Below are 24,726 nucleotides of genomic sequence, written 5' to 3'. Positions count from 1 at the left end.
ACTTGTCACAAGTCGATGCAGCGGAGATCACGTGAAAGTCACAGTCCTGACGGTCCGTCAGGACTATGGGCCGTGAACTGCACAGGAAGGGTGCGCAATCCCCGCATGATGAGCCCACCCCGCCACCGCAAATCAGCTGGATCTTCCGCAAGCCGCACATCCGGAAGGCGGGTCAGAAGGGTCGCGAGCGCGGTCTGCCCTTCGAGCCTCGCGAGGGGCGCGCCGAGGCAGTAGTGGATGCCGTGTCCGTATCCGAGGTGTTGATTGTCACGTCGTGCGAGGTCCAGGGTGTCGGGTTCGGCGAACCGCTCCGGGTCCCGGTCGGCGGCGGCCAGGACGACGAGGACGGGGTCGCCCGCCTCGACCCGCTTCCCGCCCAACTCCAGCGCCTCGGTGGCGTATCGCCAGGTCGCCAGCTCCACGGGCCCGTCGTAGCGCAGCAGTTCCTCGACGCCCGTGGCCAGCAGGTCCGTCTCTCCGGCGTCGAGCGAACGCTGGAGGCGGGCGCGCTGCTCCGGGTGGCGGATGAGCGTGTACATCCCGTTGCCGATCAGGTTCACGGTCGTCTCGAAACCGGCGAACAGGATGATGAAGGCCATGGCCGCGGCCTCGTTCTCGCTCAGGTGCTCCCCGTCGTCACTGGCCCGGATCAGCCCGGAGATCAGGTCGTCGCCCGGGTCGAGCCGCTTGCGGTGGATCAGCTCGGCGAGGTAGCTCCGCATCTTCTTGACCGACCGCGCCACCCCGCCGCGCGGCCCGCCGCCGTGCCGGATCATCATCCCGGCCCAGTCCCGGAAGTCGTCCTGATCCTCACTCGGCACCCCGAGCAGATCGCAGATCGCGTAGATGGGGAGAGGGAACGCGAAGTCGTGGATCAGGTCGGCGGTGCCGTCCGCGGCGAAGTTGTCGATGAGCCGGTCGGTCAACTCCTGCACCCGGGGCGCGAATTCAGCGACGCGGCGGGGCGTGAACGCCTTGGAGACGAGGCGGCGGAGCCGGGTGTGGTCGGGCGGGTCGATGTTCAGCAGATGCGTCATCAGGTCGGCGTTGCGCTCGCCGGGGATACCCGTCCTGCCCTTCGCACGGTCGGATCCCGCGTGGTGCGCGGGGTTCTTCGAGAGGCGCGGATCGGCGAGGGCCTGCCTGGCGTCCCCGTAGCGGGTCACGAGCCATGCCTCCACGCCGCTGGGGAGCGCGGTCCTGTACACGGGGGCGTGCTCGCGGAGCCAGGCGTAGGCGGGGTACGGATCGGTGGCGAACTCCCAGGTGAACAGTTCCGGGACGCCGTGCTCCTTGTTCTGCATGCGACGACCGTACGCAAAAGCACCCACCCCTATACAAGCGCCCACCCCCGGTACGGGGACGGAGCACGGGGCAGGCCCTACGTCTCGCCTACGCCGATCCTCCGGCCGCCGGCTGCGGAACATGGAGGTGGTAGCGCAGTTCCTGGTTGGAGTTCCGTACGGTCAGGCCGTCACCGGTCAGGCGCGCGTCCTCGCGCTGCTTGATCAGCGCGGCGCAGACATCGCAGTCGGGGGCCACGTAATCGGGGCACGTGGGCGAGCCGCAACGGCACAGGGGCCAGGGCAGATCGGCCCAGCGCACGAGGTCGGGGCCCTCGGAGCCGGGGCCGGGTTTCGGAATCATCAGAACCTCGTCCGTACCGAAGGCGTCGGACAGCCGGGACAGCGAACGCCGCGCCTCGCTGCGGGTCGTCACGCCAGTCTCCACAGGCCGCGCGGCACCCGCCCCGGCGATTGTCTCGAAACCGACGCACTCGTCTCAGTCGCGCAGTCGCACATCGGGCCTCGCCTTCCGTCATTGCACAATTACCGTCTGTGCTCAAGAATCGTTGGTCACGCGTACGCCCGACAGAGGCCAGCCGTAGCCGGTCTGTCAGAGGACACAGCGGGAGTTGTAGTGGCAACACGCAAGACCAGTTCAGGGCGGAAACCGTCCGCACGACAGATGCTCGCCCGGGAGATCGCGCGGCTCCGGGAGGAGTCAGGTAAATCACTGGCCACCCTGGCCGACGACACCACGTACGACCGGGCCTATCTGCACAAGCTCGAAACCGGCGCGCGGATAGGGTCCCCCGACGTGATCGCCGCGCTCGACGCGGCTTACGCGACGGGCGGGCACCTTTCCCTGCTGTGGGAGCTGGCCCGCGAAGACGCGTTCGCGGACAAGTACAAGCGGTTCATGGAGCTGGAGGCGATCGCCACCGTCCGGTACGAGTACGCGGTGGGCACCATCCCAGGTCTGCTCCAGACCGAGGGCTACGCGCGCGAGGTGCTTCAGGCGGCGCGGTACCGCGACGACCACGACCTGTCCGAACAGGTCGCGGCGCGGCTGGGCCGGCAGGAGCTGCTGACCCGCGAGGACCCGCCGTACTTCAGGGCGTTCCTCGACGAATCCGTCTTACGGCGCCAGGCGCGCGACCCCGACGTGTGGGAAGGGCAGTTGGAGCATCTGCTGAGCGTGGGCCAACTGCCCAACGTCACGCTGCAGGTGCTGCCGTTCGAGGCGGGACTGCACGGCCTCGTGGGGACGTCACTCACCCTGCTGTGGCTGCCGGACGGCACCGCGGTCGCGTATACGGAGGACGCCCACTCCGGCGAACTCATCGTGGACGCCAGTGATGTCGAGGACCTGCGCCTCTCCTACGACCTGATCCGGGACCTGGCTCTGACACCGCGCGATTCCGTGGTGTTCCTGGAGGCGCTGCTGAAGGGCGGCACACCGGAGGTGTCCGACGAGGTGTGAGGAGGGCGCTGGGCGGTGTCTTCGCGGGGCCCTGCGAAGACACCGCCCGGCGATGTCGGCGGACGGTTCAGCGGGCCGTCTCCGTCGCCCGGATCTCGTCCCTATATACGCGCGCCGCCGCGCGCAGCGCCGTCTCCGGGTCCACGCCCGCCGCTTCCGCCCGGATCGCCAGCGCCAGCAGCTCGTAGCCGATGCCCCCGGACGGCTCCACCGGGACGTCCAGGCCTGCCGCACGGACCCGGCTCGCGAGCTTGGCGGCGAGGGCCAGTCCCGGCTGACCCAGCGGAACGCCGTCCGTGACGGAGTCCCGCTGTTTTTCCTCCGCCTTCCTGGCCAGCCAGAGCGCCTTGACGTCCTCGGGGGTCTCGGCCGTCTCGTCGCCGAAGACATGGGAGTGGCGGTGGATCAGCTTGTCCACGATCCCGCCCGCGACATCGTCGATCGAGAACGCCTCCCGGTCCTCGTCCAGACCGTCCTGGGCGATGCGGGCGTGGAAGACGACCTGAAGGAGTACGTCGCCCAGCTCCTCACGCAGATCGTCCTCGTCGCCGTCCTCGATCGCCTCGACGAGTTCGTACGTCTCCTCGATGGCGTGCTTGGCGAGTCCCTCGTGCGTCTGGATCGACGACCACGGGCACTCCACCCTGATCCGGTCCATGACCTGGACCAGATCGAGCAGCCTGGCGCCGGGGAGGTCGTACGAGCCGGGCAGCAGCTCCAGGTCGGGCATCTCGACACGGCCCGAGCCGGCCAGCCTGGCGAGGCCGTCGGTGAGCGCGCTGTCGGTGCCTTCGCCGCCGGCGGCCGGCAGGACCACGACCGTACGGCCGCCTGCGCACGCCTCGACCAGTTCCTCCGCCGCCGGTGCGGCGTGCTCGACCGCGACACCGGCCTCCCGCAGGTACGGCAGTTGCGGGTGGGCGGCGTCGGCACAGAGCACGCGGTCTGCGGCGTGCAGCGTCTGCCATGCGGGCCAGGACAGCAGGCCGGGAGCGACCCGGTGGCTGGCGGTCAGCAGGACGATACGGCCGGTGTCGGCGTGCGCGTCGACGGCGGGAGCGTGGTCGGCGGAGGCTTCATCAGTCACCTCTCGAACCTACCTCGGCCCCACCGGCCGGTGTCGCGGCCGGTGGGGCCGGAGCAGGGCGGGCTGCCGGTGTCGCGGCCGGTCAGAGTCCCGCGGGCTGCTGCTGCGGCGGGACGTCCTGCGTGACCTGCTTCAGCCACGGGGTCTTGGTCTCGCCGAGGGTGACCTGCTTGTCGTTCCACTCGCCGTAGCGCGGGTTCACGTCGACGTGCAGCGCCTTCGACGTCTTGCCCAGGGCGGCGACGAGCTTCTGGAGACCGTCCGGCGTCGATGTGTTGCCGCCGACCGCGGTGGCGACCTTGGCCAGCAGGACGTCCCGGCGGATCGCATCGTCGATCTGGTCCGGCGTGAGCGCGCGCTGCTGGAGCAGCAGCGCGGCGAACTGCTTCTCGCCACCGGACTGCGCGGCCGCCTGCTTCCTGGCGGTCTGGATCTCCCGGGGGCTGACCTTCACGCCGTTGTCGTCCGCGGCCTTCTGCAGGACCCGGTCGAAGATCAGGCCGTTCAGCTTCTCCTGGCTGAGCTGGCCGGTGTTCTTGATCAGCTGCGCGGCCTCCGGCGAGCGCTCCTGCGCGGTGCGGGCGTCCCGCACCTCGGCCTGGAGCGCGGACACCTCGATCCGCTGCCCGCCGACGACCGCGGCGGCTCCGGGGTGGGCGTCACTGCCGCACGCGGTGAGAAGGGGAGCCCCGGCGAGGAGCGCGACGGAGACGGAGAGCGCGGTGCGACGGCGGCGGTGCAAAGGGGGCCTCCCGGCGTGATTGTGCGGCGATGCACAAGACCTTGCAGTGATCGATGTTAGGCAGTCGGCGTGGTCTGGGCCACTGATTCGACCAACGATTCGGAGGCAGTTGAGGTCTCGGGCGCGCTCCATGATCGTCCGGAGGCGTGAGCGGAGGCCGCCCCGGAGCATGACCGGAGCGTGACCCGAGTGCGCGACGAGGCGTGCCGGCGCGTGCGTACGGGCGCGTACGGGGCACACCCGTACGCTCACCGCCTCGCTCGAGCGCCGCCACCGCCCTGAACACACCGTCAGTTCACTTTCGGGCCACTCACAACGAACACCTGTTCATCTTCCGGATGTTTAAGCGTTCGATTCCCGCTTTCTCGTGTCCTTTTACTGTCGGGATGACTCAAGCGACCCTGGCTCGGACACCAGAGCCTCTTCCCGAGCCTGAGGCACCTCTCACGCCACCCGCGCCCGCACCGAAGCACAACAGGCTCCGCTCCCTCGACGGGCTGCGCCTGCTCGCGGCGCTGATGGTCTGCCTCTACCACTACGCGGGGCGAGGCGGCCAGGTCGCTGACGCCTGGGGCCAGTCCCCGAGGCACCTGTTCCCCGACCTGTCGGCGTTCGCCGCCTACGGCTCGATGGGCGTGCAGGTCTTCTTCGTCATCAGCGGCTTCGTCATCTGCATGAGCAGTTGGGGACGCACGCTCGGCGACTTCTTCCGCTCCCGCGTCTCCCGGCTCTACCCGGCCTACTGGGCCGCCATCGTCCTGGTCACCGCGGCGTGCTTCATCCTGCCCTCGGTCAGTGAGCCGCTGCGCCTGCACGAGGTGCTGGTGAACTTCACGATGCTCCAGCAGCCGACGGGCGTGAACCGGGTGCTCGGCGTCTGCTGGACGCTGTGGGTCGAGGCGCGTTTCTACCTTCTCTTCGCGCTCTTCGTCGTGTGGAAGGGCGTCAACTACCGCCGTGTGGTCATCTTCTGCTGCCTGTGGACCGTGGCCACCGCCCTCGCGCAGGTCGCCGACAACGACCTCGTCACCCAGATCGTGATGCAGGAGAGCGCGCCGTTCTTCATCGGCGGCCTCGCCCTCTACCTGATCCACCGTTACGGCAGCGACCTGCTGCTGTGGGGCATCGTCGCCACCAGCTGGCTGCTCGGCCAGCACTACTCGACGGTCGCGCTGTGGAGCCCGAACGCGGGCGACGTCTTCTACCAGCGTTCGCCGTACGTGATCCTGCTGGTCGTGACCTTCGCTTTCGCGTCGGTGGCGGCCGTGGCCCTGGGGTGGCTGCGCTGGGCGAACTGGAGCTGGCTCACGTTCGCCGGAGCCCTCACGTACCCCTTCTACCTGGTCCACGAGCACATCGGCTGGTTCGCGATCACCATCTACCACCGGAAGTTCGGTCTGGAGCCGAGGCTGACCCTGATCGTCACGGTCCTCTCGATGCTCGTGCTCGCCTGGCTGATACACCGGCTGGTGGAGAAGCCGTTCGGGCCGCGCTTCAAGCGGGCGATGAAGGTGCAGGCGGACCGGCTGAAGGCGGCTTAAGGGCCGCCCCGAACGGTGGCCCGGGAGCCTTGTCCCGTTCCCCCCCTGCTTTCGGCGCCGGACACGGAACTCTCGTGGCCGGCGCCTTTCGCGTGCCCGAGCCCGCCGTCCGGGCGCAGCATGATCGCCCGGGACACCAGGAACGTGACCGGGATGGCGAGGACCGCCGCGATCAGCGGGGCGTAGCGGCTGCTGAGGTGCGCCACGTCCACCAGCAGGTAGACACCGCAGGTGGTGATGAGGAAGTTCGCCGCGTTGCTGAGCGGGAAGAGCAGGAACTTCCGCAGGGTGGGCCGGGTCCGGTAGGTGAAGCGGCTGTGCAGGAAGAACGAGCCGGTCATCGCGAGCAGGAAGGCGACGACATGCGCCACGACGTACGGCAGCCAGGGCAGCAGGAGCAGGTAACAGACGTAGTACGTGACGGTGTTGACCAGCCCGACGAGCGCGAACCTCACCATCTGGCCGCTGATCACACGCCTGTTGATCGCGCGCCCGCTGATCACACGCCTGTTGATCGCGCGCCCGCTGATCGCACTCCTGCCGACCGCGCGCCCGCTGGCCGCGCGAAGACCATCCGCCCGGCCACCTGCCGCCGGATCCCCGCACGGATCCCCGCCGGTTACCCAGTCGCCTCCGACCGTCCGCCCTCCGACCGCCATACGCGTACCGGCCCCCTTGCTCCCCTTGGCGCTTCCGGCCTCTCGTGTCACGGCCGTCCCGCGGCAGGAGTCTGACACAGCCGCATCCGTACGCCCCCGCCTTCCCCCGTCACGCGTCCACCAGAAGGCCACCCGTGGCTCACCAAGTCTTCATCCACTCAGCATGCGCAGATAGTGCCCATGCCGGAAAAGGCCGCATAGGTTCCCCGCATGTCATCTCTTCTGAGCAACCGGCTGGCGAAGCGGATCCTGCGCCCGGCCGCCGCCCTGGTGGACAAGCGCATCAGGTGGTCAACCTCCGCACTGCGCGAGGACGTTGCCGCGCTGCGGAGCGAAGTGACAGAGCTGCGCGCCCGGCAGTCCGAAGCACCCGGTCAGCAGTACGCCTTCGGGCTGCTCTTCGACGGGACGGCCCGCAGCGGCCCCCGGCTGCCCACTCCGGCTCAGTTCGACAGGGTGGTGGCGGAGATGAAGGGGGTGACCGGCCTCGATGCCAAGGTGGCCCGCCGCAATCTCACCGTCGCCTTCCGCAATGTGATCGCCTTCGAGGCGCTCGCCGTCGGCCGTCTCGCGGGGTCCACGTCCAACGTGTGCGGCAAGCTCGCGACGGTGCCGCTGCTCGCCCCGGCGAACGAGGACGTCCTCGAAATCGGCACGCTGTACGGACTGTTCTCCGCCACGCTGATGCGCATGCTGCACCGCGCGGGCGTGGAGCCCCGGCTGACGATCGTCGACCCGCTGGCCGGCAGCCAGCTCCAGCCGGGCACGAAGCAGGGTTCGGACCCGACCGGCACACCGGTACGGATGGACGTCGTACGGGCCAACCTCGCGCTCGGCGGCCGCGCCGGGTCCGAGGCACGCATCGAGCAGGGCCTCTCCGGCGACCCCGCCGTACGGGCCGCGGTCTCCGACCGGCGGTACGGCGTGATCATCGTGGACGGTGACCACTCGGCCGACGGTGTACTCGCCGACCTGGCATGGGCCGAGGAGATCGCCGCGCCGGGCGGGATCGTGGTCCTGGACGACTACGGCGACGGCCACTGGCCCGGCGTCAAGGACGCGGCCGACAAGCACCTGGCGAGCGGCTCCTCCCGCTTCACCCTGCTCGGCACGGTCGCCACCTCGGCTTTCCTGCGCGCTTCCTGACGCGCGGCCGTCCCTCGCTCCGCCGCGCGGTCGCCCACCGCGAGCAGAAGCCACACCGACGCCGTGCGGATGCCGAAGGCGCGGTCGGGGCGCCTCCCGGCCTCACGCCGCTCTCGCGGTACGGCGGCACCGCGCGGTACTTCGAGAGCGCCGGACGCGCGGAGGTCACCACGCACGCGCGGAGGTCACCACGCCGCCCGCCCCGCCCCGCCCCGCCCGCCGTGCTACCCGCCGCACTGCGCCAGCATCGTCCGCTTGTCGTCCGTCGTCACCGGAAGCTCGTACTTGAGCGACACCTGTGCGAACCGCACCGCGTAGGAGCAGCGGATCTGCTTGCTGGGCGGCAGCCAGGACGCGGGGCCCGAATCGCCCTTGGAGCCGTTCTGCGGGCCGTCGACCGGGATCAGGTTCAGCGGGTCGTTGGCGATCTGCTCGCGCTTGGACGTGTCCCAGTGCGCCGCACCCATCTGCCAGTCGTACGACAGCGGCATCACATGGTCTATCTGGATCGCCGTCGCCTTCTGCTTGCGCCACTCGATCGTCTTGCCCGTGTACGGATCGTGCAGCGTCATCGAGGCCAGTACGCAGTCGGACCCCGCGCGGTACGTGACGTCCTGCCCGTCCCTCTTCAGGACGTCGTTCCTCGTGTCGCAGCCGTTCCTTGCCAGTGCGACCCCTTGGACGGTGTCCTTCCAGGCATAGCCGAACTTGTCCCGGGCGTAACCGGTCTTGGGACCCCGGCCCTTGGTGGCGACCTTGTCGATGATCTTCCGCGCGGCCTTCTTGTCCGCGTCCGACGTGAGCGGCGCGAGGCCCCGCTTCGTCCCGTCCGGGTTGTCCAGCGGGCTGGCTCCGTAACTGCCGCCGGAACCTGTCGCGTCGGTCCCGGCGGCCGGGGCCGACGAGGCGGAGGAGAGGTCACCGGCCTCCACCCTGCACCCCTGCAGCACGGCCAGGGAGAGGACAACGGCCCCTCCACAGAACATCGTTCGCGTAAGTCGATCTCCAGGTATGCGCACTTCCCGCACCTTACGTGGATGGCCTGCGGAGCCGGACAGAAGACGTATGCCCAGTGATGAGGCCGTTCAGCGTTCGGCGGGGGTGCCCAACCGTGAAAACACTCCGGTCAGGCCCTTCTTGAGGAAACCCGACAGCGGCCGTTCGACAAAGCGGTGGATGAGCCAGCTCAGCACGAGAGCCGCCGCGATCAGCCCGGCGACCAGGAGTCGCGCGTCCACCTTGTCGTGCAGGTAGTGGATCGCCGTGGCGCCCGCCGAGTAGTGCACCAGGTAGAACGGATACGTCAGCGAGCCCGCCGTGGCCAGCCACTTCCAGCGGATCCGGTCGGCGAATCCCAGCGCGATGGCCGCCATGAGCAGCAGAAAGACCGTGTAGAGGACCAGCGAGACGCCCCAGGTCGAGACGCTCTCGAACTGGACCCGCCCCATGATCTCCTTCTGTGCCATCACCCAGGACAGGCCGAGGATGCACCACAGCAGCAGGTCCTGACCGAAGCGGTACATGAGGTACAGCGCGAGGCCGGCGATGAAGAACCACGCGGATTCGGGGTTGGCGAACGTGACCAGGAGCGGTATCCCGGACTTCGCCGCGACCGCCGCGACCGCGCCCCAGCCGCAGCAGAAGACGACCACTTTGCGGTAGGTCAGGCCGGTCGCCATGACCAGCAGGAAGACGAGGTAGAAGCGCAGTTCGGACCAGAGCGTCCAGTACACCCCGTCCACGTGCGGCATCCCCGCGCCCTCCTGGAGCATGGAGAGATTCAGGATCCACTGCGTGGGTTCCAGCGGCTGGAAGACCACCGGGAAGAGCGTCAGAACCACGGTGGTGAACAACACCGCGATCCAGTAGGCCGGGTAGAGACGGATCACCCGCGAGACGAAGAAGTCCCTCGGCCGCTTTCCCCACGAGGACATGCAGATGACGAAACCGCTGATCACGAAGAAGAATTCGACCCCGAGCCAGCCGTATTCGGCGACCGGCGAGAGATTCGGGAAGATCTCCGAGACCGGACGGCCCCAGATGGGATTGCCCGACTCCTCGGCGCGCGCCGTGCCGATGTAGTGGTGAACCGCCACCATCAGCGCCGCCACCAGGCGCAGCCCGTCGATCACATAGAGCCGGGGTCTGCGCCGCTCGGCCGGCCGCCGCGCCGCCTCGCTGTCAGCGGTGGCGGTGTTGGTGTTGGCGGTGGCGGCGGTGTTGGCGCCTGGGGAATCACTGGTCTCGGCCCCGGCCGGCTGGGGCGCCCGATCCCCGCCGGCACGTTGTTCAACCTGCTGCATATGTCATTTCGTTCCGCCTTCGGATCACGTCCACCGGGACGTCTCGTCAGCACGGGCGTACGAACCCGCGCGATTTTGCGGCTGCCCCGCCCCGGGCAGCCGCAAAATGAAGGCGAGTTGAACTCTACGACCCCAGAATCGTCGTCAGGAATTCACCCGTCCACGCGAGTAGTTCACGCCCCACCACGGGCTTTCCGCCGATCTTGCCCGCCGTCGGCCTGGGCACCAGGATCTGGTGGGCGCCGGCCTTGATGACCGTACGGGGATGCAGCCGCTTCAGCCGCAGCTCCTGCGATTCGCGCAACTCCACCGGCGCGAAGCGGATGTTGGATCCCTGGAGCACGATCTCGCCGACCCCGCAGGCGCGCGCCAGCATCCGCAGCCCCGCCACCAGCAGCAGGTTCTCCACCGGCTCCGGCAACTTGCCGTAGCGGTCGGTCAGTTCCTCACGGACCGCCTTGATGTCGTCCTCCGTACTGGCGGAGGCGATCGCGCGGTACGCCTGGAGGCGCAGCCGCTCGCCGGGCGCGTACTCGTGCGGGACGTGCGCGTCGACCGGCAGCTCGATCTTGACCTCCAGCGCCGGCGCCTCCTCCGCACCTCCGTCGACAGCGGCGCGGTAATCGGCGACCGCCTCGCCCACCATCCGTACGTACAGGTCGAATCCGACGCCCGCGATGTGCCCGGACTGCTCGCCGCCGAGGAGGTTGCCCGCGCCGCGGATCTCCAGGTCCTTCATCGCGACGTACATGCCCGCGCCCATCTCGGTGTGCTGCGCGATCGTCGCGAGGCGTTCGTGGGCGGTCTCGGTGAGCGGCTTCTCCGGCGGGTAGAGGAAGTACGCGTAACCGCGGTCCCGGCCACGGCCCACCCGGCCGCGCAGCTGGTGCAGTTGGGAGAGGCCGAAGTTGTCGCCGCGTTCCACGATGAGGGTGTTGGCGTTGGAGATGTCGATGCCGGACTCGACGATCGTCGTGGATACCAGCACGTCGAACTTCTTCTCCCAGAAGTCCACCACGACCTGTTCCAGGGCGCTTTCGCCCATCTGCCCGTGCGCGGTGGCGATCCGCGCCTCCGGCACGATCTCGCGCAGCCGCGCCGCGGCCCGGTCGATCGACTCGACGCGGTTGTGGATGTAGAAGACCTGTCCCTCGCGCAGCAGCTCACGGCGTACGGCCGCGCCGATCTGCTTCTGCTCGTACGGCCCCACGAAGGTCAGCACCGGATGGCGCTCCTCCGGCGGGGTGGTGATGGTCGACATCTCACGGATGCCGGTGACGGCCATTTCGAGCGTACGGGGGATGGGCGTCGCGGACATCGTGAGCACGTCGACGTTGGCGCGGAGCTTCTTCAGCTGTTCCTTGTGCTCCACACCGAAGCGCTGTTCCTCGTCCACGATGACCAGGCCGAGGTCCTTGAACTTGGTCTCGGACGAGAACAGCCGGTGCGTACCGATCACCAGGTCGACCGAGCCCTCGCGCAGCCCCTGGAGCGTCGCCTTCGCCTCCGACTCCGACTGGAAGCGCGACAGCGACTTCACGACGACGGGGAACTGCGCGTACCGCTCGGAGAACGTGCCGAAGTGCTGCTGCACCAGCAGTGTCGTCGGCACGAGGACCGCGACCTGCTTGCCGTCCTGCACCGCCTTGAACGCCGCGCGCACAGCGATCTCGGTCTTGCCGTAACCGACGTCACCGCAGATCAGGCGGTCCATCGGGACCGTCTTCTCCATGTCTTCCTTGACCTCGGCGATGGTGGAGAGCTGGTCGGGCGTCTCCACGTACGGGAACGCGTCCTCCAGCTCACGCTGCCACGGCGTGTCCGGGCCGAAGGCGTGGCCGGGGGCCGCCATCCGCGCCGAGTACAGCTTGATCAGGTCGGCGGCGATCTCCTTGACGGCCTTCTTGGCGCGCTGCTTGGTCTTCGTCCAGTCGGCGCCGCCGAGGCGGTGCATCGTGGGAGCCTCGCCGCCGACGTACTTGGTGACCTGTTCCAGCTGGTCGGTGGGGATGTACAGCCGGTCGCCGGGCTGGCCGCGCTTGGCGGGGGCGTACTCCACGAGCAGGTACTCGCGGGTCGCGCCCTGCACCGTACGCTGCACCATCTCGACGTACCGGCCGACGCCGTGCTGTTCGTGGACGATGTAGTCGCCCGCCTCCAGCGTGAGCGGGTCGATCGTCTTGCGGCGCTTGGTCGGCATCCGTACGCCGTCCTTGCCCGCCGCCTTCTGCCCGGACAGATCCGTCTCGGTCAGCACGGCGAGCTTCAGCGCCGGGTCCACGAAGCCGTAGTCGATCGAGCCGCGCGCCACATGCACGAGGGCCGGCGTGATCTCGGTGAGGCCCCGGCCGTCCTGTGCCTCCGGGGTGTCGAGGCGGGCCGGGATGCCCTCGCCGCTCAGCACCTCGACGGTGCGGGCGGCGGTGCCCTGGCCCTCCGTGACGAACACCGTGCGCCAGCCGTCCGCCAGCCAGCCCTTGGTGTCGGCGAGCGCGCGTGCGGTGTCGCCGCGGTACGCCTCCGGGGCGCGCATGCCGAGTGTGATCGTCTCGGGCGAGATCTCCTCGTCGACCGCGAACGGCGAGACCGACCACCACATCATGCCCAGCTCGCGCGCCCGGTCCCGGACGTCCGCGATGCCCCACAGCGAGGCCGCGCCCACGTCGATCGGGGCCCGGCCGCCGTCCGAGGCCGCCGCCCAGGACGCCTGCAGGAACTCCTGGCTCGTCGCCACGAGGTCCGCCGCCCTGGTCCGTACCCGCTCGGGCTCGCAGACGAGGGCCATCGAGCCCTTCGGCAGCACGTCGAGCAGCAGCTCCATGTCGTCCACGAGGACCGGGGCGAGGGACTCCATGCCCTCGACGGCGATGCCCTCCGCGATCTTGCCCAGCAGCTCACCCAGCTCCGGATGCAGCTCGGCGAGCGCGGCGGCCCGCTCCCGTACCTCCGGCGTGAGCAGCAGCTCCCGGCAGGGCGGCGCCCACAGACCGTGCTCGGCGACCTCCAGGGAACGCTGGTCGGCGATCTTGAAGTAACGGATCTCCTCGACGTCGTCGCCCCAGAACTCCACCCGCAGGGGGTGCTCCTCGGTGGGCGGGAAGACGTCCAGGATTCCGCCGCGCACGGCGAACTCGCCGCGCTTCTCGACCAGCTCCACACGCGCGTACGCGGCGGCGGCGAGTGCTTCCGTGACCTCGTTCAGATCGGCGGTCTGCCCGTTCCTCAGCGACACGGGCTCCAGGTCGCCGAGGCCCTTGACCTGCGGTTGCAGTACGGACCTGATGGGCGAGACGACGACGCTGACGGGCCCGGCGGTCGGATCGTCCTTCGACGGGTGCGCCAGCCGGCGCAGCACGGCGATCCTGCGGCCGACGGTGTCGGAGCGCGGCGAGAGCCGTTCGTGCGGCAGCGTCTCCCAGGACGGGTACTCCACGACGGTGTCCGGATCCAGCAGCGTGCGCAGCGCCGCCGCCAGATCCTCCGCCTCCCGCCCGGTCGCGGTCACGGCCAGCACGGGCCGCCCGGCCTCCCGGGCGAGCGCGGCCACCGCGAAGGGCCGCGCGGCGGGCGGCCCGACGAGGTCGACGTGCGTGCGGTGACCGTCGGCGGCGGCCTTCACCGCTTCGGCGAGTGCCGGGTCCTTGGTGACGGCGTCGAGCAGACCGTGCAGGCTCATGAAGGGTGGCTTCCGTCCGGGTCCGAAAAGTCGCGAAAAGCGAGGGACAACGCGAGGGCCCGACACGTCTCACGGGCCGGGGTCTCCCAGAGTACGACGCCCATACGACACCCGGCGGCGGGGCGGCGGCACGGGGGGCCGGGCCGATCGACGGCGGGCGGAGCGCCTGCGCCTCGGCCCTCGTCACCACGGGGACGCCACGGGGGCGCAACGGGGGCAGCCTGCGCCGTCGTGGGTCTGTCCGGCGCGCGGGGTTCCGTCCAGCGCGCGGGCAGACCTCGGCCGACGATGGCGCGAACCGGACCACACGAGACATTGCTCTGCGTAATCACTCCTCGTACAATGGGCAACATTCCGCTGTCGACATCGCCACCCGGGGGGACGGATGCATCGTCTGTGGGAAGCAGATCCGACCGCGTTATTCAGGCGCCGCCTCGGCAAGGCGGCCCAAGAGCTGGGAAACTCGCGGGACGATGACGACTGCCCGGACATCTGGCAGCTCGAAAACGGTGACATCGCGGTGATCGGCCGCGATCTCACGGCGGCCTATTCGTCGCATCTGCCCGCCGGAGTCACTTTGGCAGCGGACGAACGCCTCGTTGTCATTCCCGGCAACATGCTGAGCGCGGCGAAAGCGGACATCCCTGATGCGTGACCCGGATGTGCCGACGGTCGCTGAACCGGATGTGCCGGCGCTCACTCCCGAGCTGGGCGAGCGGCTTCTCAGCAAGGACTACAAACGCGATTTCCGCGAGAGGCAGGCAGCGATCCACGACGGCGCCTCGTGGAAGCTGGAGCGGCGGCAGCACTTCGAGGAACAGGGCGACGCCAGCCGGGACGCCCTCAGCCGCGGCGACTGGCACGAAGCGCTCCGCGTCTTCGACGAGGAGCGGGACGCCCTGATCACCAAGGCCAGGGAGAACAAACGCCGGGGATACGTCTTCCACCGGGTACGCGTCGTCGAACAGCCCGTCACCCCCTACGTGCAATGGGAGTTGCACGCACTGCACCAGCAGGCCGAACTGGGCGGCAACCGCGTACGGATCGTGACGGCGGACGCGGATGAGGTCGCGCGAGCGGAGAGAACACAGCCGCTCCCGGAAATCGTGGTGCTGGGAAGCAGGACGCTCTACCACGTCCTGTACACCGACACGGGCCGCCCGTCGGGCGCGATCCGCTTCACCGACCGGCAGCAGGTCGAAGCCTGGGAGCGGTACATCCGGTCGCTCTACGAGGCGGGCGAGGACATCACCACGTACTTCCCCCGCGAGATCGCGCCACTCCCCGAGCCCCTGTCGGCGCTGTCGCCCGCGCCCGTCTCCTTGCCGGAGTAACCCATCGACGAACACAGCGATGCGTCAGACGCCCCCCGCAGCTCGGACAACAGCATGTCGGGAACGTCTTCCCACGACGTCGTCCAGGCGGGCAGCATCAGCGGTGGCGTCCACTTCCACCAGCACAGAATGCCGGGAGGAGACGGGCACGGAGACGAAAGCCGCGACGGCCCCGTGCCACGGCAGTTGCCGGGAGACGTTCGCCGCTTCATCAACCGTGCCGCCGAGCTGGACCGGCTGAACGCCGTCCTGCCCAGCGCGGACGGCGCTCCTCTGGTCGTCTCGGTGTGTGTCGTCGCAGGCACGGCGGGTGCGGGCAAGACCTCCCTCGCGCTGCACTGGGCGCATCAGCCGTGGGGGCGGTTTGCGCCTGGTCAACGCGGCCCCTCCGGTAAACGTCACGGCCGCGCAGCCGGGATCGCACGACAGGCGGCACGTCTTCGCGGCCGGCGGCGCCCGATCGGCTCCGGGTGCCCCACGTGAAGTTCAGGACACCCGGTGCGTCGTCCGGTACGGCGGGCTACCGCGTGCCCGCTCTGAGCGTGAACCCGCCGTCGACCACGAGAACCGTGCCGGTGATGAACGCCGCGTCGTCCGAGGCCAGGAACAGCGCGGCGTTGGCGACGTCCCAGCTGGTGCCCTGGTGGCCCATCGGGACCATCGCGGCGCGCCGGGCGGCGACTTCCGTACGGTCGACTCCGCCGGCGCGGGCGACGGAGTCGACGCCCATCGGTGTGTCCATCATGCCGGGCGCGACGCAGTTGACGCGTACGCCGTGCGGCGCGTACTCCAGCGCGAGGCTGCGGGTCATCGAGTGCACCGCCGCCTTGGAGGTGCTGTAGGCGATGGCGTCGCCGCCCGCGAGCAGTCCGGCCATGGACGAGATGTTGACGATCGAGCCGCTGCCGCGCTCCCGCATGTGCGGAAGCACGTACTTGGACGTCAACCACATGCCGGTCAGGTTCACTTCGAACCCGTGCCGCCACGCCTCGGCCGTCAGGTCCTCGGTGCGGCCCGCGGGCACGATGCCGACATTGTTGTGCAGGACGTCGACCCGGCCCCAGGCGTCGAGCGCCGCGTCGAGGATGCTCGCGCAGTCGCTCTCCACGGTGATGTCGGCCTGGTGGGAGGCCGCGGATCCCCCTTCGTTCCTGACCAGTTCGGCGGTGTCCTCGGCGGACTGTGCGTCCCGGTCCACCACCAGGACCGTGGCACCTTCACGGGCGAACGCCAGCGCGGCGGCGCGGCCGTTGCCGGTGGTCGTGCCCGGAGTCTGGCCGCCGCCGACCACGACGGCGGTCTTTCCTTCCAGTCGCCCACTCATTCGGCGCCCTCTTTCGTCGCCTCGTCCACGAGCCAGGACAGCGAGGTCGCCAGCGGCCAGCCCGCGTAGTAGGCCATCTGCACTGCCACTTCCCGCAGTTCACCGGCCGTCAGGTCTCCGCTGTCCAGGGCCGCCTGTACGTGCAGGGGCCCGTGAATCCGGTCGCGGCCGAGCATGGTCAGCACCGTGAGGGTGACGATGCGGCGTTCACGGCGGGACAGCCCCGGCCGGTTCCACAGGTCTCCGAAGACGACCTTGGTCGCGAGGTCGTCGATCGTCCCCGTCCCGACCGGGATGGAGTCCTCCGGGACGCACATGACCTCGGCCATGGTCGCCCGGCCCAGCTCTTCGAGGTGACGGAAGTTGTCCGTACGCTCCTCTCCGGCCTCGCTCACCATGTCGCGGGCAGTTCTTCGAGCCCGTACGTGAGAGCGGTGTTGTGGAAGCGCAACTCGTCCTCCCCGACGGCCAGTCGGAGGTCCGGAATGCGCTGGAACAGCCGGGGCCAGGCCACTTGCATCTCCACGCGGGAGAGGTTCTGTCCCAGGCACTGGTGCACGCCGAAGCCGAAGGCTATGTGCTTGCGCTCCACGCGCGTGATGTCCAACTCCTCCGGCGCGGCGAAGACTTCGGGATCACGGTTGGCGGCGGGGAGGTTGCAGATGATGCCTTCCCCGGCCTTGATGAGGACGCCGCCGACCTCGGTGTCCTGGAGCGCGATGCGACGCGGCTCCGTCTGCACCATGCTCCAGTAGCGCAGCATCTCCTCGGTGCAGGTGGCCGCGTACTTCGCCGGGTCGGAGAGCAGGATGCGGCGCTGCTCCGGTTCGCGGATCAGGGCGAGGATGCCCAGCCCGATCATGTTGGCGGTGGTCTCGTGGCCCGCGCCGATCACCAGCGTGCCGAGCCGGACGGCGTCCTCCAGGGTGACGTCGGACCTCTCGTCCACATGGACGTTGATCAGCCGGGACAGCAGTCCGTTGTCGGGCTCGGTGCGCTTGCGCTCCATGTGCGTACGGAGGTTGTCCTGAAGCGCGGTGATCGCGGCCAGCTTCTCCTCCGCGGGAAGGTTCAGCTGCACGAGCTTCTTCGAGGACTCGTGGACGACGTGGCTCTCCTCGTACGGAACCCCCAGCACCTCGCAGATGACGACGGTGGGCAGAGCGAGCGCGAAGTGCTCCACCAGGTCCACCGGCCCGCCCTTGGCGAGGAGTTCGTCGATGAGCTTGTCGGTGAGCTCGGCGACGCGCGGGCGCAGCGCCTCTGAACGCTTCACGGTGAAGTCGGGCGTGAGGATGCGGCGGACCGGCAGATGCTCCTGGCCGTCCTTGCGGAAGAAGATGTCTCCTTCGACCTGCGGCTGGGCGGCGCTGGTGCTCGGGAAGCCCGGCGCGGTGACATCAGCGCCGAACCGCTCGGGAACGCTGAGTACTTGCTGCACGTGCTCGTGCCGGGTGATCAGCCACGGCGTACTGCCGTTCCAGATCTTCACGCGGCGCGGTGCGCCCGCCTCGCGGAACTCGGTGGCCTGCTCGGGCGGGGCGAACGGGCAGCCGCGCCGGAGCGGGAAGTCGGGTACCTCGGTGTGCTCGGTGAGGGTGGTCACGGGGTGCTCCTTGTGAGGGGACAACGGGTCGGGCGAGTACCGCGATGCCGTGGTGGGGTTCACGCGTCCAGCACGATGGCGGCGGCGGGGCAGACGGCCGCGGCGTTGCGTACGTTCTCGTGCTGCCCGGCGGGCGGCTCGGCGTCGAGGAGGACGACGACACCGTCCTCGTCCCGCTGATCGAAGACCTCAGGAGCCACCAGAACGCACTGCCCGGCGCCACAGCACTTGTCTTCCTCGATGGAGATACGCATGGCGGAGGGGTCCTTTCGTATGGAGGGCGGGCGATGCACGCCCAGTAAGTAATCGAGTATTAATTTACGTTCGTTTATTTAGAGTCTCCACCGCGCACGGCCGACGATTCTGTGACCTGCGCCACTCACCCGCGGAGACCGCCTGTGCGATTCTGGGGATATGGCCAGAATCATCAACCCCGCTGCGACGACTGCGACATCCACCGCCGCGGCCCGGTCGCGCAACGCGCGCGGAGAGGGGGACAAGCTCCGTACGGAGATCGTGGAGGCGATGCTCAGGCTGCTCGCCGACGACGAGCGGATGCGGCCCGTACCGCTGTCGCTGCGCGAGGTCGCCCGGGAGGCGGGCATCACCGCACCGGCCATCTACCGCCACTTCGCGGGCAAGGACGACCTGACCCGCGCCGCTCTGGACATCCTCTTCGAACAGCTCCTGGCCGCCATGGACCGCGCCGACGCCGAAGCCGCCGGACAGGAACCGAGCGTGCGACTGGCCGCGCTGGCACACGCCTACTGCCTTTTCGCGCAGGAGAATCCGCCCAGCTTCCGCATCATGTTCAACGCCGCGCCGGACCTCTCGGGCGACGGGACCGCGCGGATCTCGGAGCGTTGGCGCACCTCGATCGCACGACTGGCCGAGACGAACGCCCGAGTGGCACGAGCCCCGGAAACGGCGGCAACATGGGTGTGGTCAGCGGTCCACGGACGGCTGATGCTGGACCTGTCGTCTGCCGGAGCCCTGGGCCCGCTGGGCGACATGCACACCTTCATCGACGACCTCACGCACGACCTGAAAGACGTCAGCTAGGACTGTCTCCGACGGCCCCGATGAGTTCGGGCCGGCCGCGAGGTCTACCCCGTGCGCAGAGAACCGCGTGCGAGCCGCGCGCGAACCGCGCCGGGAGCCGCCTCGAGAGACACGTCGAGAACGAGGAGCCGACGATGACCACCGCCGCGCTGTCGAGCGCAGGCCTCACCCGCCTGCACGACGTCATGACCTCCCACGTCGAGGCCGGCGAACTGCCGGGGCTCATCACGCTCGTGGCCCGGGGCGACGACGTGCACATCGACACCATCGGATCCCCGTCGTTCGCCGACCCCACGCCCCTCCTCCGCTCGTCCCTCTTCCGCCTCGCATCGCTCTCCAAGCCGATCACGGCGGTGGCGGCGCTTTCGCTGGTGGAAGAGGGGGTGCTGGGTCTGGACCGGCCCGTCGACGCTCTGCTGCCCGAGCTGGCCGATCGCAGGGTCCTGCGCGCCATCGACGCCGAACTCGACGACACCGTCCCGGCCGGCCGGCCGATCACGCTGGAGGACCTGCTCAGCTCCCGGCTCGGACTGGGTGTGATCCTGGCGCAACCGGGCAGCTACCCCATCCAGCGGGCGGAGGCCGAGTTGGGCCTCCGGACCATCGGGGGGCCGCCGTGGCCGCCCGGGACGTACGAGACCGACGCGTGGATGGCGGCGCTCGGCACCCTGCCCCTCGTGTACCAGCCGGGTGAGCGGTGGCTCTACAACACATCGGCCCAGGTGCTCGGCGTGCTGCTGGCCCGGGCCACCGGCAAGGACATCGAAACGGTGCTGCGCGAGCGCGTCTTCGACCCGCTGGGCATGCCCGACACCGGATTCACCGTCCCGCGGGACCAGTTGAGCCGCCTGACGACCGCGTACGCCTCCGATCCGCAGACCGGCAGGCTGTCCGTGCTCGACGCCCCCGACGACAGCTGGTGGAGCACCCCGCCGGCGTTCCCCGACTCCGGCGGCTGGCTGGTCTCCACGATCGACGACTACTGGACGTTCGTCTCCATGCTGCTGGCCGGAGGAAGCCTGCGGGGACGGCGGATCCTCTCCCCGGAATCGGTGACGCTGATGACGACGGACCGGCTCACGAAGGCCCAGCGTGAACCGTCGGAACTCATCCTCGGCGAACACATGGGCTGGGGCCTGGGCATGGCGACCCAGGCAACGGACAGCACCGCGCCCCTGCCGAGCGGCTTCGGCTGGAACGGCGGCATCGGCACCACCTGGCGCACCCATCCCGGCAGCGGAGTGACAGGAATCCTGCTGACCCAGCGCCAGGCCAACTCGCCGCTGCCTTCCCCTTTGATCAACGACTTCTGGTCAGCGGTCAACGCAGCCGCCACCCCGTAACCACAACCGAGCCACACGCCGCGCGAGCGAGCCCCTCCGGACCAACAAAGCGCCCACGACGGCCGCTTGCGCAGCACGCCGGAGAACAAACGACCTCCCCGGGCCCACCTCGTACGGGGCGTCCTTCAACCTCAAGGAGCGCACGCCATACCGACACTGCCCGCCTCAACGTGAACGAGCCGGGCCTTCCCGGCAGAATCGGTCTGGGCGTCGCCCTGCGCGACGGTCAGGGAAAGGTCCTCGTCGGCAACACCGCGCTGATGGCCGCGCTGCCTTCCCTGGTCCCGGACGAACTGGAATGGAACACCTCGCCGGTCCAGGACCCGTACTGCACGGCGGTGTACGACTTCACGCACTGGTGACATACCGATTTCCACGCCCCGCGGCCCCGGCAGGCGCCATAAGGCAACGCCTCCCGGGGCCGGACGACCCGCCCCCTACCGCGTCAAACTCCGCGGAGATCGCGATCACTCCGTGGCGATCGCGTTCAGCACGTTCATCCGTCCCGCCCGGAACGCCGGAACCAGCGCCGCGATGAGGCCCACGAAGGCCGAGCCCACGAAAACGGTCAGGATGGTCGGCCACGGTATGTCCAGCACTCCCAGCCCCTGCAAGGCCAGCAGCTTCTGTGCCGCCGTTCCCCAGCTCATGCCGAGGCCGAGGCCCAGCAGTGCGCCGAAGAGGGCGATGACCACCGACTCCAGGCGGATCATGCGGCGCAGCTGCCTGCGGGAGAGGCCGATCGCGCGCAGCAGTCCTATCTCGCGGGTCCGCTCGACCACCGACAGCGCCAGGGTGTTCACCACGCCCAGCACCGCCACGATGATCGCGAGGGCCAGCAGGCCGTAGACGATGTTGAGCAACTGGCCTATCTGGTCCTTGAGATCCTGCTTGAAGTCGGCCTGGTTCTGCACCGTGTACTGCGGATACGCGGCCAGCGCGTCCTTGAGGGCCGCGTACGCCTCTTTCTCCTTGCCGTCGTCGGCGACCGCGAACATGATCAGGTTCTTGGGCATCTTGTCGGCGGGCACGTATTGTCCGGCGGTCGTGACGTTGAGGTACATCACGCCCCCGTCGATGCTCGATTCGTCCGACGTGATCGCGGCGACCTTCAGCCGGGCGCGCTCGCCGGCCTGGAAGGCGACGGTCATCGTGTCGCCGACCGTGATGCCGTGTGCCTTCGCGTACGTGTCACCTACCGACATGGCGTCCTTGCCGTACGCCGCCGCCAGCTCACCGGCCACGGTCTCCCGGCGCAGATCCTGCGCGTACGTCGGGTCGGCCGCGACGAGGTCCTCGTTCCGCGACGTGCCGTCGGGCGCGGTCAGCTTCGCCTCGACCAGCTTGTACTGGGTGACGTGGTCGATGTCGGGCACCTTCTCCAGCGCGGCCTGTGCCTGCGGCACGATCGGCTGGCCGGTGCTCGACTGGACGATGAAGTCCGCGCCCACCGTCCTGTCCAGCTCATCGGTGGCCGAGGCGACCATCGAGGAGCCGACCACCGACAAGCAGGCCACCAGCGCGAGGCCGATCATCAGGGCGGCGCCCGTCGCTCCCGTACGCCTCGGGTTGCGCAGCGCGTTGCGCTCCGCCATCCGGCCGACCGGGCCGAACGCGCGCAGCACCACCGTACTGAGCGCCCGGACCACCACACCCGCCAGCAGCGGGCCGATGACCACGAAGCCGATGAGCGTGCAGACCACGCCCACCCCGAGGAACAGCGAACCGTCCGCCGCCTCGTCGGCCCGCGCCGACATGAACAGCGCGGCGCCGCCCGCCAGGGTCAGCAGCAGACCCAGCACCGCACGGATCAGGCCGGACCGTACGTCGGCCGGCGTGCCCGCGTCGCGCAGCGCGGCCATCGGCGAGACCTTCCCCGCTCGCCTGGCCGGTACGTAGGCCGCGACGACGGTCACCACGACTCCCAGCAGGAGCCCGATCACCGGGGTCGTCCACTTCACCGTCAGGTCCTGCGTGGACAGTTCCAGGTCCATCGCGGACATGAGCTTCATCAGCCCGACCGCGAGCCCGACCCCGGCGGCCACACCGGTGACAGAACCGACGATCCCCAGCAGCACGGCCTCCACCAGCACCGAGCGGTTGACCTGCTTGCGGCTGGAGCCGAGGGCCCTCATCAGCCCGATTTCCCGGGTCCGTTGGGCGACCAGCATCGAGAACGTGTTGACGATGAGGAAGATGCCGACGAGGAAGGCGATCCCGGCGAAGCCGAGCATCGCGTACTTCATGACGTCCAGGAAAGACCCGAGACTGGCCCGGTTCGCGTCCGCGGCCTCTTGCCGAGTCTGGAGCTTGCTGGAGCTTGTACGCGCCCGAGCCAGCCCCCGCGCCCGAGACGCCCAGCGCGGATGCCACGTTCGTCTTGAGCCGCGCGTCGCTGACGCCCTGGTCCGCCGTGACGTTGACGGCCGTGAACTGGCCTGCATCACCGAGCAGTTCACGCTGCGCGGTCGCGGTGTCGAAGTAGACGGCGGCCGCACCCGGGTTGGTGACGGAGAACGTGGCGATCCCGGAGATCTTCGCCGTGAAGTCACCCGTCACCGCGATGGTGCGCAGTTCGTCGCCGAGCGCGAGGTGACGCTTCCGCGCGGTGTCCGCGTCGACCATCACCTCGGCCGGTCCGCGCGGCGCGTGTCCTGACGAGATCCTGGCCGAACGCAGGTCGTTACGCGTCCAGTTGCCGGCGATGGTGGGAGCGCCGCTGGTCGAGCCGATGTTCTCACCAGCGGCGTTCACCACCGTCACGCTCATGCTGCTGACCGCGCCCTCGGCGAACCTCACCCCGTCCGCCCCGCGTACCCGCTCCACCGTCGAGGCGGGCAGCGACTCCGGCTTTCCGCTCTGCGGTGTCTCGTCCGTCGCGTCCGCGCCCTTGGGGCTGACCGTGACGTCCGCCGACGTCTGGGCGAAGAGCTTGTCGAACGTCGTGTTCATCGTGTCGGTGAACACGAGCGTCCCCGATACGAAGGCCACCGACAGCAGCACGGCGACGGCGGAGAGCGCCATTCTCCCCTTGTGCGCGAGGAAGTTGCGCACTGATGTTCTGAAGATGGTCACGACGTACGTCCCCGCGCGTCGAAGTGCTTCATACGGTCGAGCACGGCGTCAGCCGTCGGCCGCGCCATCTCGTCCACGATCCGCCCGTCCGCCAGATACAGCACCCGGTCCGCGTACGAGGCGGCGACCGGGTCGTGCGTGACCATCACGATGGTCTGCCCCAGCTCGTCGACCGACCGCCGCAGGAAGCCGAGCACCTCGGCGCCGGCACGCGAGTCGAGATTGCCGGTCGGCTCGTCGCCGAAGATGATCTCGGGCTGCGCGGCCAACGCCCGTGCCACCGCGACGCGTTGCTGCTGGCCTCCCGAGAGCTGCGTCGGCCGGTGCTTCAGCCGGTCGGCGAGCCCCACCGTCTCCACGACCTGCCGCAGCCATCCCGCGTCCGGCTTGCGCCCCGCGATGTCCATGGGCAGCGTGATGTTCTCCAGCGCGTTCAGCGTCGGAAGCAGGTTGAACGCCTGGAAGATGAACCCCACCCGGTCCCTGCGGAGTTGGGTGAGGCGCTTGTCCTTGAGCTTCGTTATCTCCGTCTCGTCGAGGAAGATCTCCCCCGACGTCACGGTGTCCAGCCCGGCGAGGCAGTGCATCAGCGTCGACTTGCCGGACCCCGAAGGTCCCATGATCGCGGTGAACTGCCCACGGGCGATGTCCACATCGACATGGTCGAGCGCGACGACCCGGGTCTCCCCCGACCCGTACGCCTTGACGACGTGCCGCGCTCGCGCGGCGACGGCCGTACGCCCGCCAGTACCCCCGTGTCTGGGAATCGTCACAGCCGATGTCACCGTATGTCTCCTAAGTCAGCTTGGGCGTCTTGATGTTCCGAGTCTGCTGGCTGCGAGGCCTCCGCGCGCTGGTGCCCAGCGCAGTCTTCACCTGGGGTTTTCCCCACCCCCGTGACGCGGCGCACCCCCCGGCGCCCCGAGTCGCGCAAGCCCCCCTGAGCCCCCTGACCACCCGAAAACCCGCAACTCACGCGATCCCCGTAAACCACGCAGACCGCGTAAGTCCAAGCTAGAGAAGAAGCCCGGCCACTTCCTCATCCACCGGGACGAACCACCC

Annotated in this window: 21 protein-coding genes and 1 pseudogene; 8 read left to right on the top strand and 14 right to left on the bottom strand. The window is 69.3% G+C overall.

The features are described from left to right. Positions 1-38 precede the first annotated feature (38 nt). Both ACIP6N_RS15925 and ACIP6N_RS15920 read right to left on the bottom strand, forming a co-directional pair. Positions 39-1,304: a cytochrome P450 gene (locus ACIP6N_RS15925; protein ID WP_401816032.1), complete on the bottom strand. Its 1,266-nt coding sequence runs from the start codon at positions 1,302-1,304 to the stop codon at positions 39-41. A gap of 88 nt (positions 1,305-1,392) precedes the next feature. Then, positions 1,393-1,719 carry a hypothetical protein gene (locus ACIP6N_RS15920; RefSeq protein WP_401816030.1) on the bottom strand — a complete coding sequence of 109 codons (327 nt, stop codon included), beginning with the start codon at positions 1,717-1,719 and terminating at the stop codon, positions 1,393-1,395. 201 nt (positions 1,720-1,920) lie between these two features. On the opposite strand from ACIP6N_RS15920, the gene ACIP6N_RS15915 reads away from it, so the two are divergent. After that, on the top strand, positions 1,921-2,766 hold the full coding sequence (locus ACIP6N_RS15915; RefSeq protein WP_401816028.1) for a helix-turn-helix domain-containing protein: 846 nt from the start codon (positions 1,921-1,923) through the stop codon (positions 2,764-2,766). A 67-nt stretch (positions 2,767-2,833) separates the two neighbouring features. On the opposite strand, the gene ACIP6N_RS15910 is transcribed toward ACIP6N_RS15915, so the two are convergent. Both ACIP6N_RS15910 and ACIP6N_RS15905 read right to left on the bottom strand, forming a co-directional pair. Continuing rightward, positions 2,834-3,853, bottom strand: coding sequence for a nucleoside triphosphate pyrophosphohydrolase (locus ACIP6N_RS15910; protein WP_401816026.1), 1,020 nt, complete (start codon positions 3,851-3,853; stop codon positions 2,834-2,836). An 82-nt stretch (positions 3,854-3,935) separates the two neighbouring features. Continuing rightward, positions 3,936-4,595, bottom strand: a complete 660-nt coding sequence (locus tag ACIP6N_RS15905) for a SurA N-terminal domain-containing protein (protein ID WP_401816024.1) — start codon at positions 4,593-4,595, stop codon at positions 3,936-3,938. Positions 4,596-4,981: 386 nt separating this feature from the next. On the opposite strand from ACIP6N_RS15905, the gene ACIP6N_RS15900 reads away from it, so the two are divergent. Continuing rightward, positions 4,982-6,136, top strand: coding sequence for an acyltransferase family protein (locus ACIP6N_RS15900; protein WP_401816022.1), 1,155 nt, complete (start codon positions 4,982-4,984; stop codon positions 6,134-6,136). Here ACIP6N_RS15900 and ACIP6N_RS15895 read toward each other — a convergent pair. Continuing rightward, positions 6,133-6,594: a GtrA family protein gene (locus ACIP6N_RS15895; protein ID WP_401816236.1), complete on the bottom strand. Its 462-nt coding sequence runs from the start codon at positions 6,592-6,594 to the stop codon at positions 6,133-6,135. The two genes, ACIP6N_RS15900 and ACIP6N_RS15895, sit on opposite strands and share 4 nt — an antisense overlap. Before the next feature lie 411 nt (positions 6,595-7,005). On the opposite strand from ACIP6N_RS15895, the gene ACIP6N_RS15890 reads away from it, so the two are divergent. Then, positions 7,006-7,941, top strand: coding sequence for a class I SAM-dependent methyltransferase (locus ACIP6N_RS15890; RefSeq protein ID WP_401816020.1), 936 nt, complete (start codon positions 7,006-7,008; stop codon positions 7,939-7,941). Between the two features lie 224 nt (positions 7,942-8,165). Here ACIP6N_RS15890 and ACIP6N_RS15885 read toward each other — a convergent pair whose 3' ends face one another. From ACIP6N_RS15885 to mfd, 3 genes are all read right to left on the bottom strand, one after another. Then, on the bottom strand, positions 8,166-8,927 hold the full coding sequence (locus ACIP6N_RS15885) for an HNH endonuclease family protein (RefSeq protein WP_401816019.1): 762 nt from the start codon (positions 8,925-8,927) through the stop codon (positions 8,166-8,168). A gap of 99 nt (positions 8,928-9,026) precedes the next feature. After that, positions 9,027-10,244, bottom strand: a complete 1,218-nt coding sequence (locus ACIP6N_RS15880) for an acyltransferase family protein (RefSeq protein ID WP_401816017.1) — start codon at positions 10,242-10,244, stop codon at positions 9,027-9,029. A 124-nt stretch (positions 10,245-10,368) separates the two neighbouring features. Continuing rightward, positions 10,369-13,920 carry a transcription-repair coupling factor gene (mfd, locus tag ACIP6N_RS15875; RefSeq protein ID WP_401816015.1) on the bottom strand — a complete coding sequence of 1,184 codons (3,552 nt, stop codon included), beginning with the start codon at positions 13,918-13,920 and terminating at the stop codon, positions 10,369-10,371. Positions 13,921-14,305: 385 nt separating this feature from the next. On the opposite strand from mfd, the gene ACIP6N_RS15870 reads away from it, so the two are divergent. After that, entirely contained in the window at positions 14,306-14,575 is a 270-nt protein-coding gene (locus tag ACIP6N_RS15870) for a hypothetical protein (RefSeq protein WP_401816013.1), read from the top strand. Then, the gene (locus tag ACIP6N_RS15865) at positions 14,568-15,254 is read left to right on the top strand and encodes a DUF6879 family protein (protein WP_401816011.1); all 687 of its coding nucleotides are present in this window, start codon (positions 14,568-14,570) and stop codon (positions 15,252-15,254) included. Before ACIP6N_RS15870 ends, ACIP6N_RS15865 begins: the two co-directional genes overlap by 8 nt. A 520-nt stretch (positions 15,255-15,774) precedes the next feature. Here the strand turns inward: ACIP6N_RS15865 and ACIP6N_RS15860 are convergent. From ACIP6N_RS15860 to ACIP6N_RS15845, 4 genes are read right to left on the bottom strand one after another with little or no spacing between them, the layout of a single operon-like run. Beyond that, positions 15,775-16,578 carry an SDR family NAD(P)-dependent oxidoreductase gene (locus tag ACIP6N_RS15860; RefSeq protein ID WP_401816009.1) on the bottom strand — a complete coding sequence of 268 codons (804 nt, stop codon included), beginning with the start codon at positions 16,576-16,578 and terminating at the stop codon, positions 15,775-15,777. Next, the gene (locus tag ACIP6N_RS15855; protein WP_401816007.1) at positions 16,575-16,976 is read right to left on the bottom strand and encodes a carboxymuconolactone decarboxylase family protein; all 402 of its coding nucleotides are present in this window, start codon (positions 16,974-16,976) and stop codon (positions 16,575-16,577) included. Before ACIP6N_RS15855 ends, ACIP6N_RS15860 begins: the two co-directional genes overlap by 4 nt. Beyond that, positions 16,970-18,184 (bottom strand): cytochrome P450, encoded by a 1,215-nt coding sequence (locus ACIP6N_RS15850; RefSeq protein WP_401816005.1) that lies wholly within the window; start codon positions 18,182-18,184, stop codon positions 16,970-16,972. Before ACIP6N_RS15850 ends, ACIP6N_RS15855 begins: the two co-directional genes overlap by 7 nt. Before the next feature lie 59 nt (positions 18,185-18,243). Further along, positions 18,244-18,438 carry a ferredoxin gene (locus ACIP6N_RS15845; protein ID WP_401816003.1) on the bottom strand — a complete coding sequence of 65 codons (195 nt, stop codon included), beginning with the start codon at positions 18,436-18,438 and terminating at the stop codon, positions 18,244-18,246. Between the two features lie 160 nt (positions 18,439-18,598). Between ACIP6N_RS15845 and ACIP6N_RS15840 the strand changes: the two genes are divergently transcribed. From ACIP6N_RS15840 to ACIP6N_RS15830, 3 genes are all read left to right on the top strand, one after another. Then, positions 18,599-19,246 (top strand): TetR/AcrR family transcriptional regulator, encoded by a 648-nt coding sequence (locus tag ACIP6N_RS15840; RefSeq protein ID WP_401816001.1) that lies wholly within the window; start codon positions 18,599-18,601, stop codon positions 19,244-19,246. Positions 19,247-19,380: 134 nt separating this feature from the next. Then, positions 19,381-20,589 (top strand): serine hydrolase domain-containing protein, encoded by a 1,209-nt coding sequence (locus ACIP6N_RS15835; protein ID WP_401815999.1) that lies wholly within the window; start codon positions 19,381-19,383, stop codon positions 20,587-20,589. 170 nt (positions 20,590-20,759) lie between these two features. After that, positions 20,760-20,951, top strand: coding sequence for a hypothetical protein (locus ACIP6N_RS15830; RefSeq protein WP_401815997.1), 192 nt, complete (start codon positions 20,760-20,762; stop codon positions 20,949-20,951). Between the two features lie 105 nt (positions 20,952-21,056). On the opposite strand, the pseudogene ACIP6N_RS15825 reads toward ACIP6N_RS15830, so the two are convergent. After that, positions 21,057-23,664: pseudogene (locus ACIP6N_RS15825) on the bottom strand (ABC transporter permease). Continuing rightward, positions 23,661-24,449: an ABC transporter ATP-binding protein gene (locus ACIP6N_RS15820; RefSeq protein WP_401815995.1), complete on the bottom strand. Its 789-nt coding sequence runs from the start codon at positions 24,447-24,449 to the stop codon at positions 23,661-23,663. Before ACIP6N_RS15820 ends, ACIP6N_RS15825 begins: the two are co-directional and overlap by 4 nt. Positions 24,450-24,726: the final 277 nt, after the last annotated feature.

The sequence above is a fragment of the Streptomyces sp. NPDC088725 genome, assembly GCF_044751305.1.
In the GTDB taxonomy this organism is placed as follows: domain Bacteria; phylum Actinomycetota; class Actinomycetes; order Streptomycetales; family Streptomycetaceae; genus Streptomyces.
This window is presented reverse-complemented; position numbering and strand designations above follow the sequence as displayed.

Excerpts from the sequence above, each read along its gene's own strand:
- ACIP6N_RS15925 (WP_401816032.1), bottom strand. The coding sequence starts at position 1,304 with ATGCAGAACAAGGAGCACGGCGTCCCGGAACTGTTCACCTGGGAGTTC.
- ACIP6N_RS15900 (WP_401816022.1), top strand. The coding sequence starts at position 4,982 with ATGACTCAAGCGACCCTGGCTCGGACACCAGAGCCTCTTCCCGAGCCT.
- ACIP6N_RS15895 (WP_401816236.1), bottom strand. The coding sequence starts at position 6,594 with ATGGTGAGGTTCGCGCTCGTCGGGCTGGTCAACACCGTCACGTACTAC.
- ACIP6N_RS15890 (WP_401816020.1), top strand. The coding sequence starts at position 7,006 with ATGTCATCTCTTCTGAGCAACCGGCTGGCGAAGCGGATCCTGCGCCCG.
- ACIP6N_RS15885 (WP_401816019.1), bottom strand. The coding sequence starts at position 8,927 with ATGTTCTGTGGAGGGGCCGTTGTCCTCTCCCTGGCCGTGCTGCAGGGG.
- ACIP6N_RS15880 (WP_401816017.1), bottom strand. The coding sequence starts at position 10,244 with ATGCAGCAGGTTGAACAACGTGCCGGCGGGGATCGGGCGCCCCAGCCG.
- mfd (WP_401816015.1), bottom strand. The coding sequence starts at position 13,920 with ATGAGCCTGCACGGTCTGCTCGACGCCGTCACCAAGGACCCGGCACTC.
- ACIP6N_RS15870 (WP_401816013.1), top strand. The coding sequence starts at position 14,306 with ATGCATCGTCTGTGGGAAGCAGATCCGACCGCGTTATTCAGGCGCCGC.
- ACIP6N_RS15865 (WP_401816011.1), top strand. The coding sequence starts at position 14,568 with ATGCGTGACCCGGATGTGCCGACGGTCGCTGAACCGGATGTGCCGGCG.
- ACIP6N_RS15860 (WP_401816009.1), bottom strand. The coding sequence starts at position 16,578 with ATGAGTGGGCGACTGGAAGGAAAGACCGCCGTCGTGGTCGGCGGCGGC.
- ACIP6N_RS15855 (WP_401816007.1), bottom strand. The coding sequence starts at position 16,976 with ATGGTGAGCGAGGCCGGAGAGGAGCGTACGGACAACTTCCGTCACCTC.
- ACIP6N_RS15845 (WP_401816003.1), bottom strand. The coding sequence starts at position 18,438 with ATGCGTATCTCCATCGAGGAAGACAAGTGCTGTGGCGCCGGGCAGTGC.
- ACIP6N_RS15840 (WP_401816001.1), top strand. The coding sequence starts at position 18,599 with ATGGCCAGAATCATCAACCCCGCTGCGACGACTGCGACATCCACCGCC.
- ACIP6N_RS15835 (WP_401815999.1), top strand. The coding sequence starts at position 19,381 with ATGACCACCGCCGCGCTGTCGAGCGCAGGCCTCACCCGCCTGCACGAC.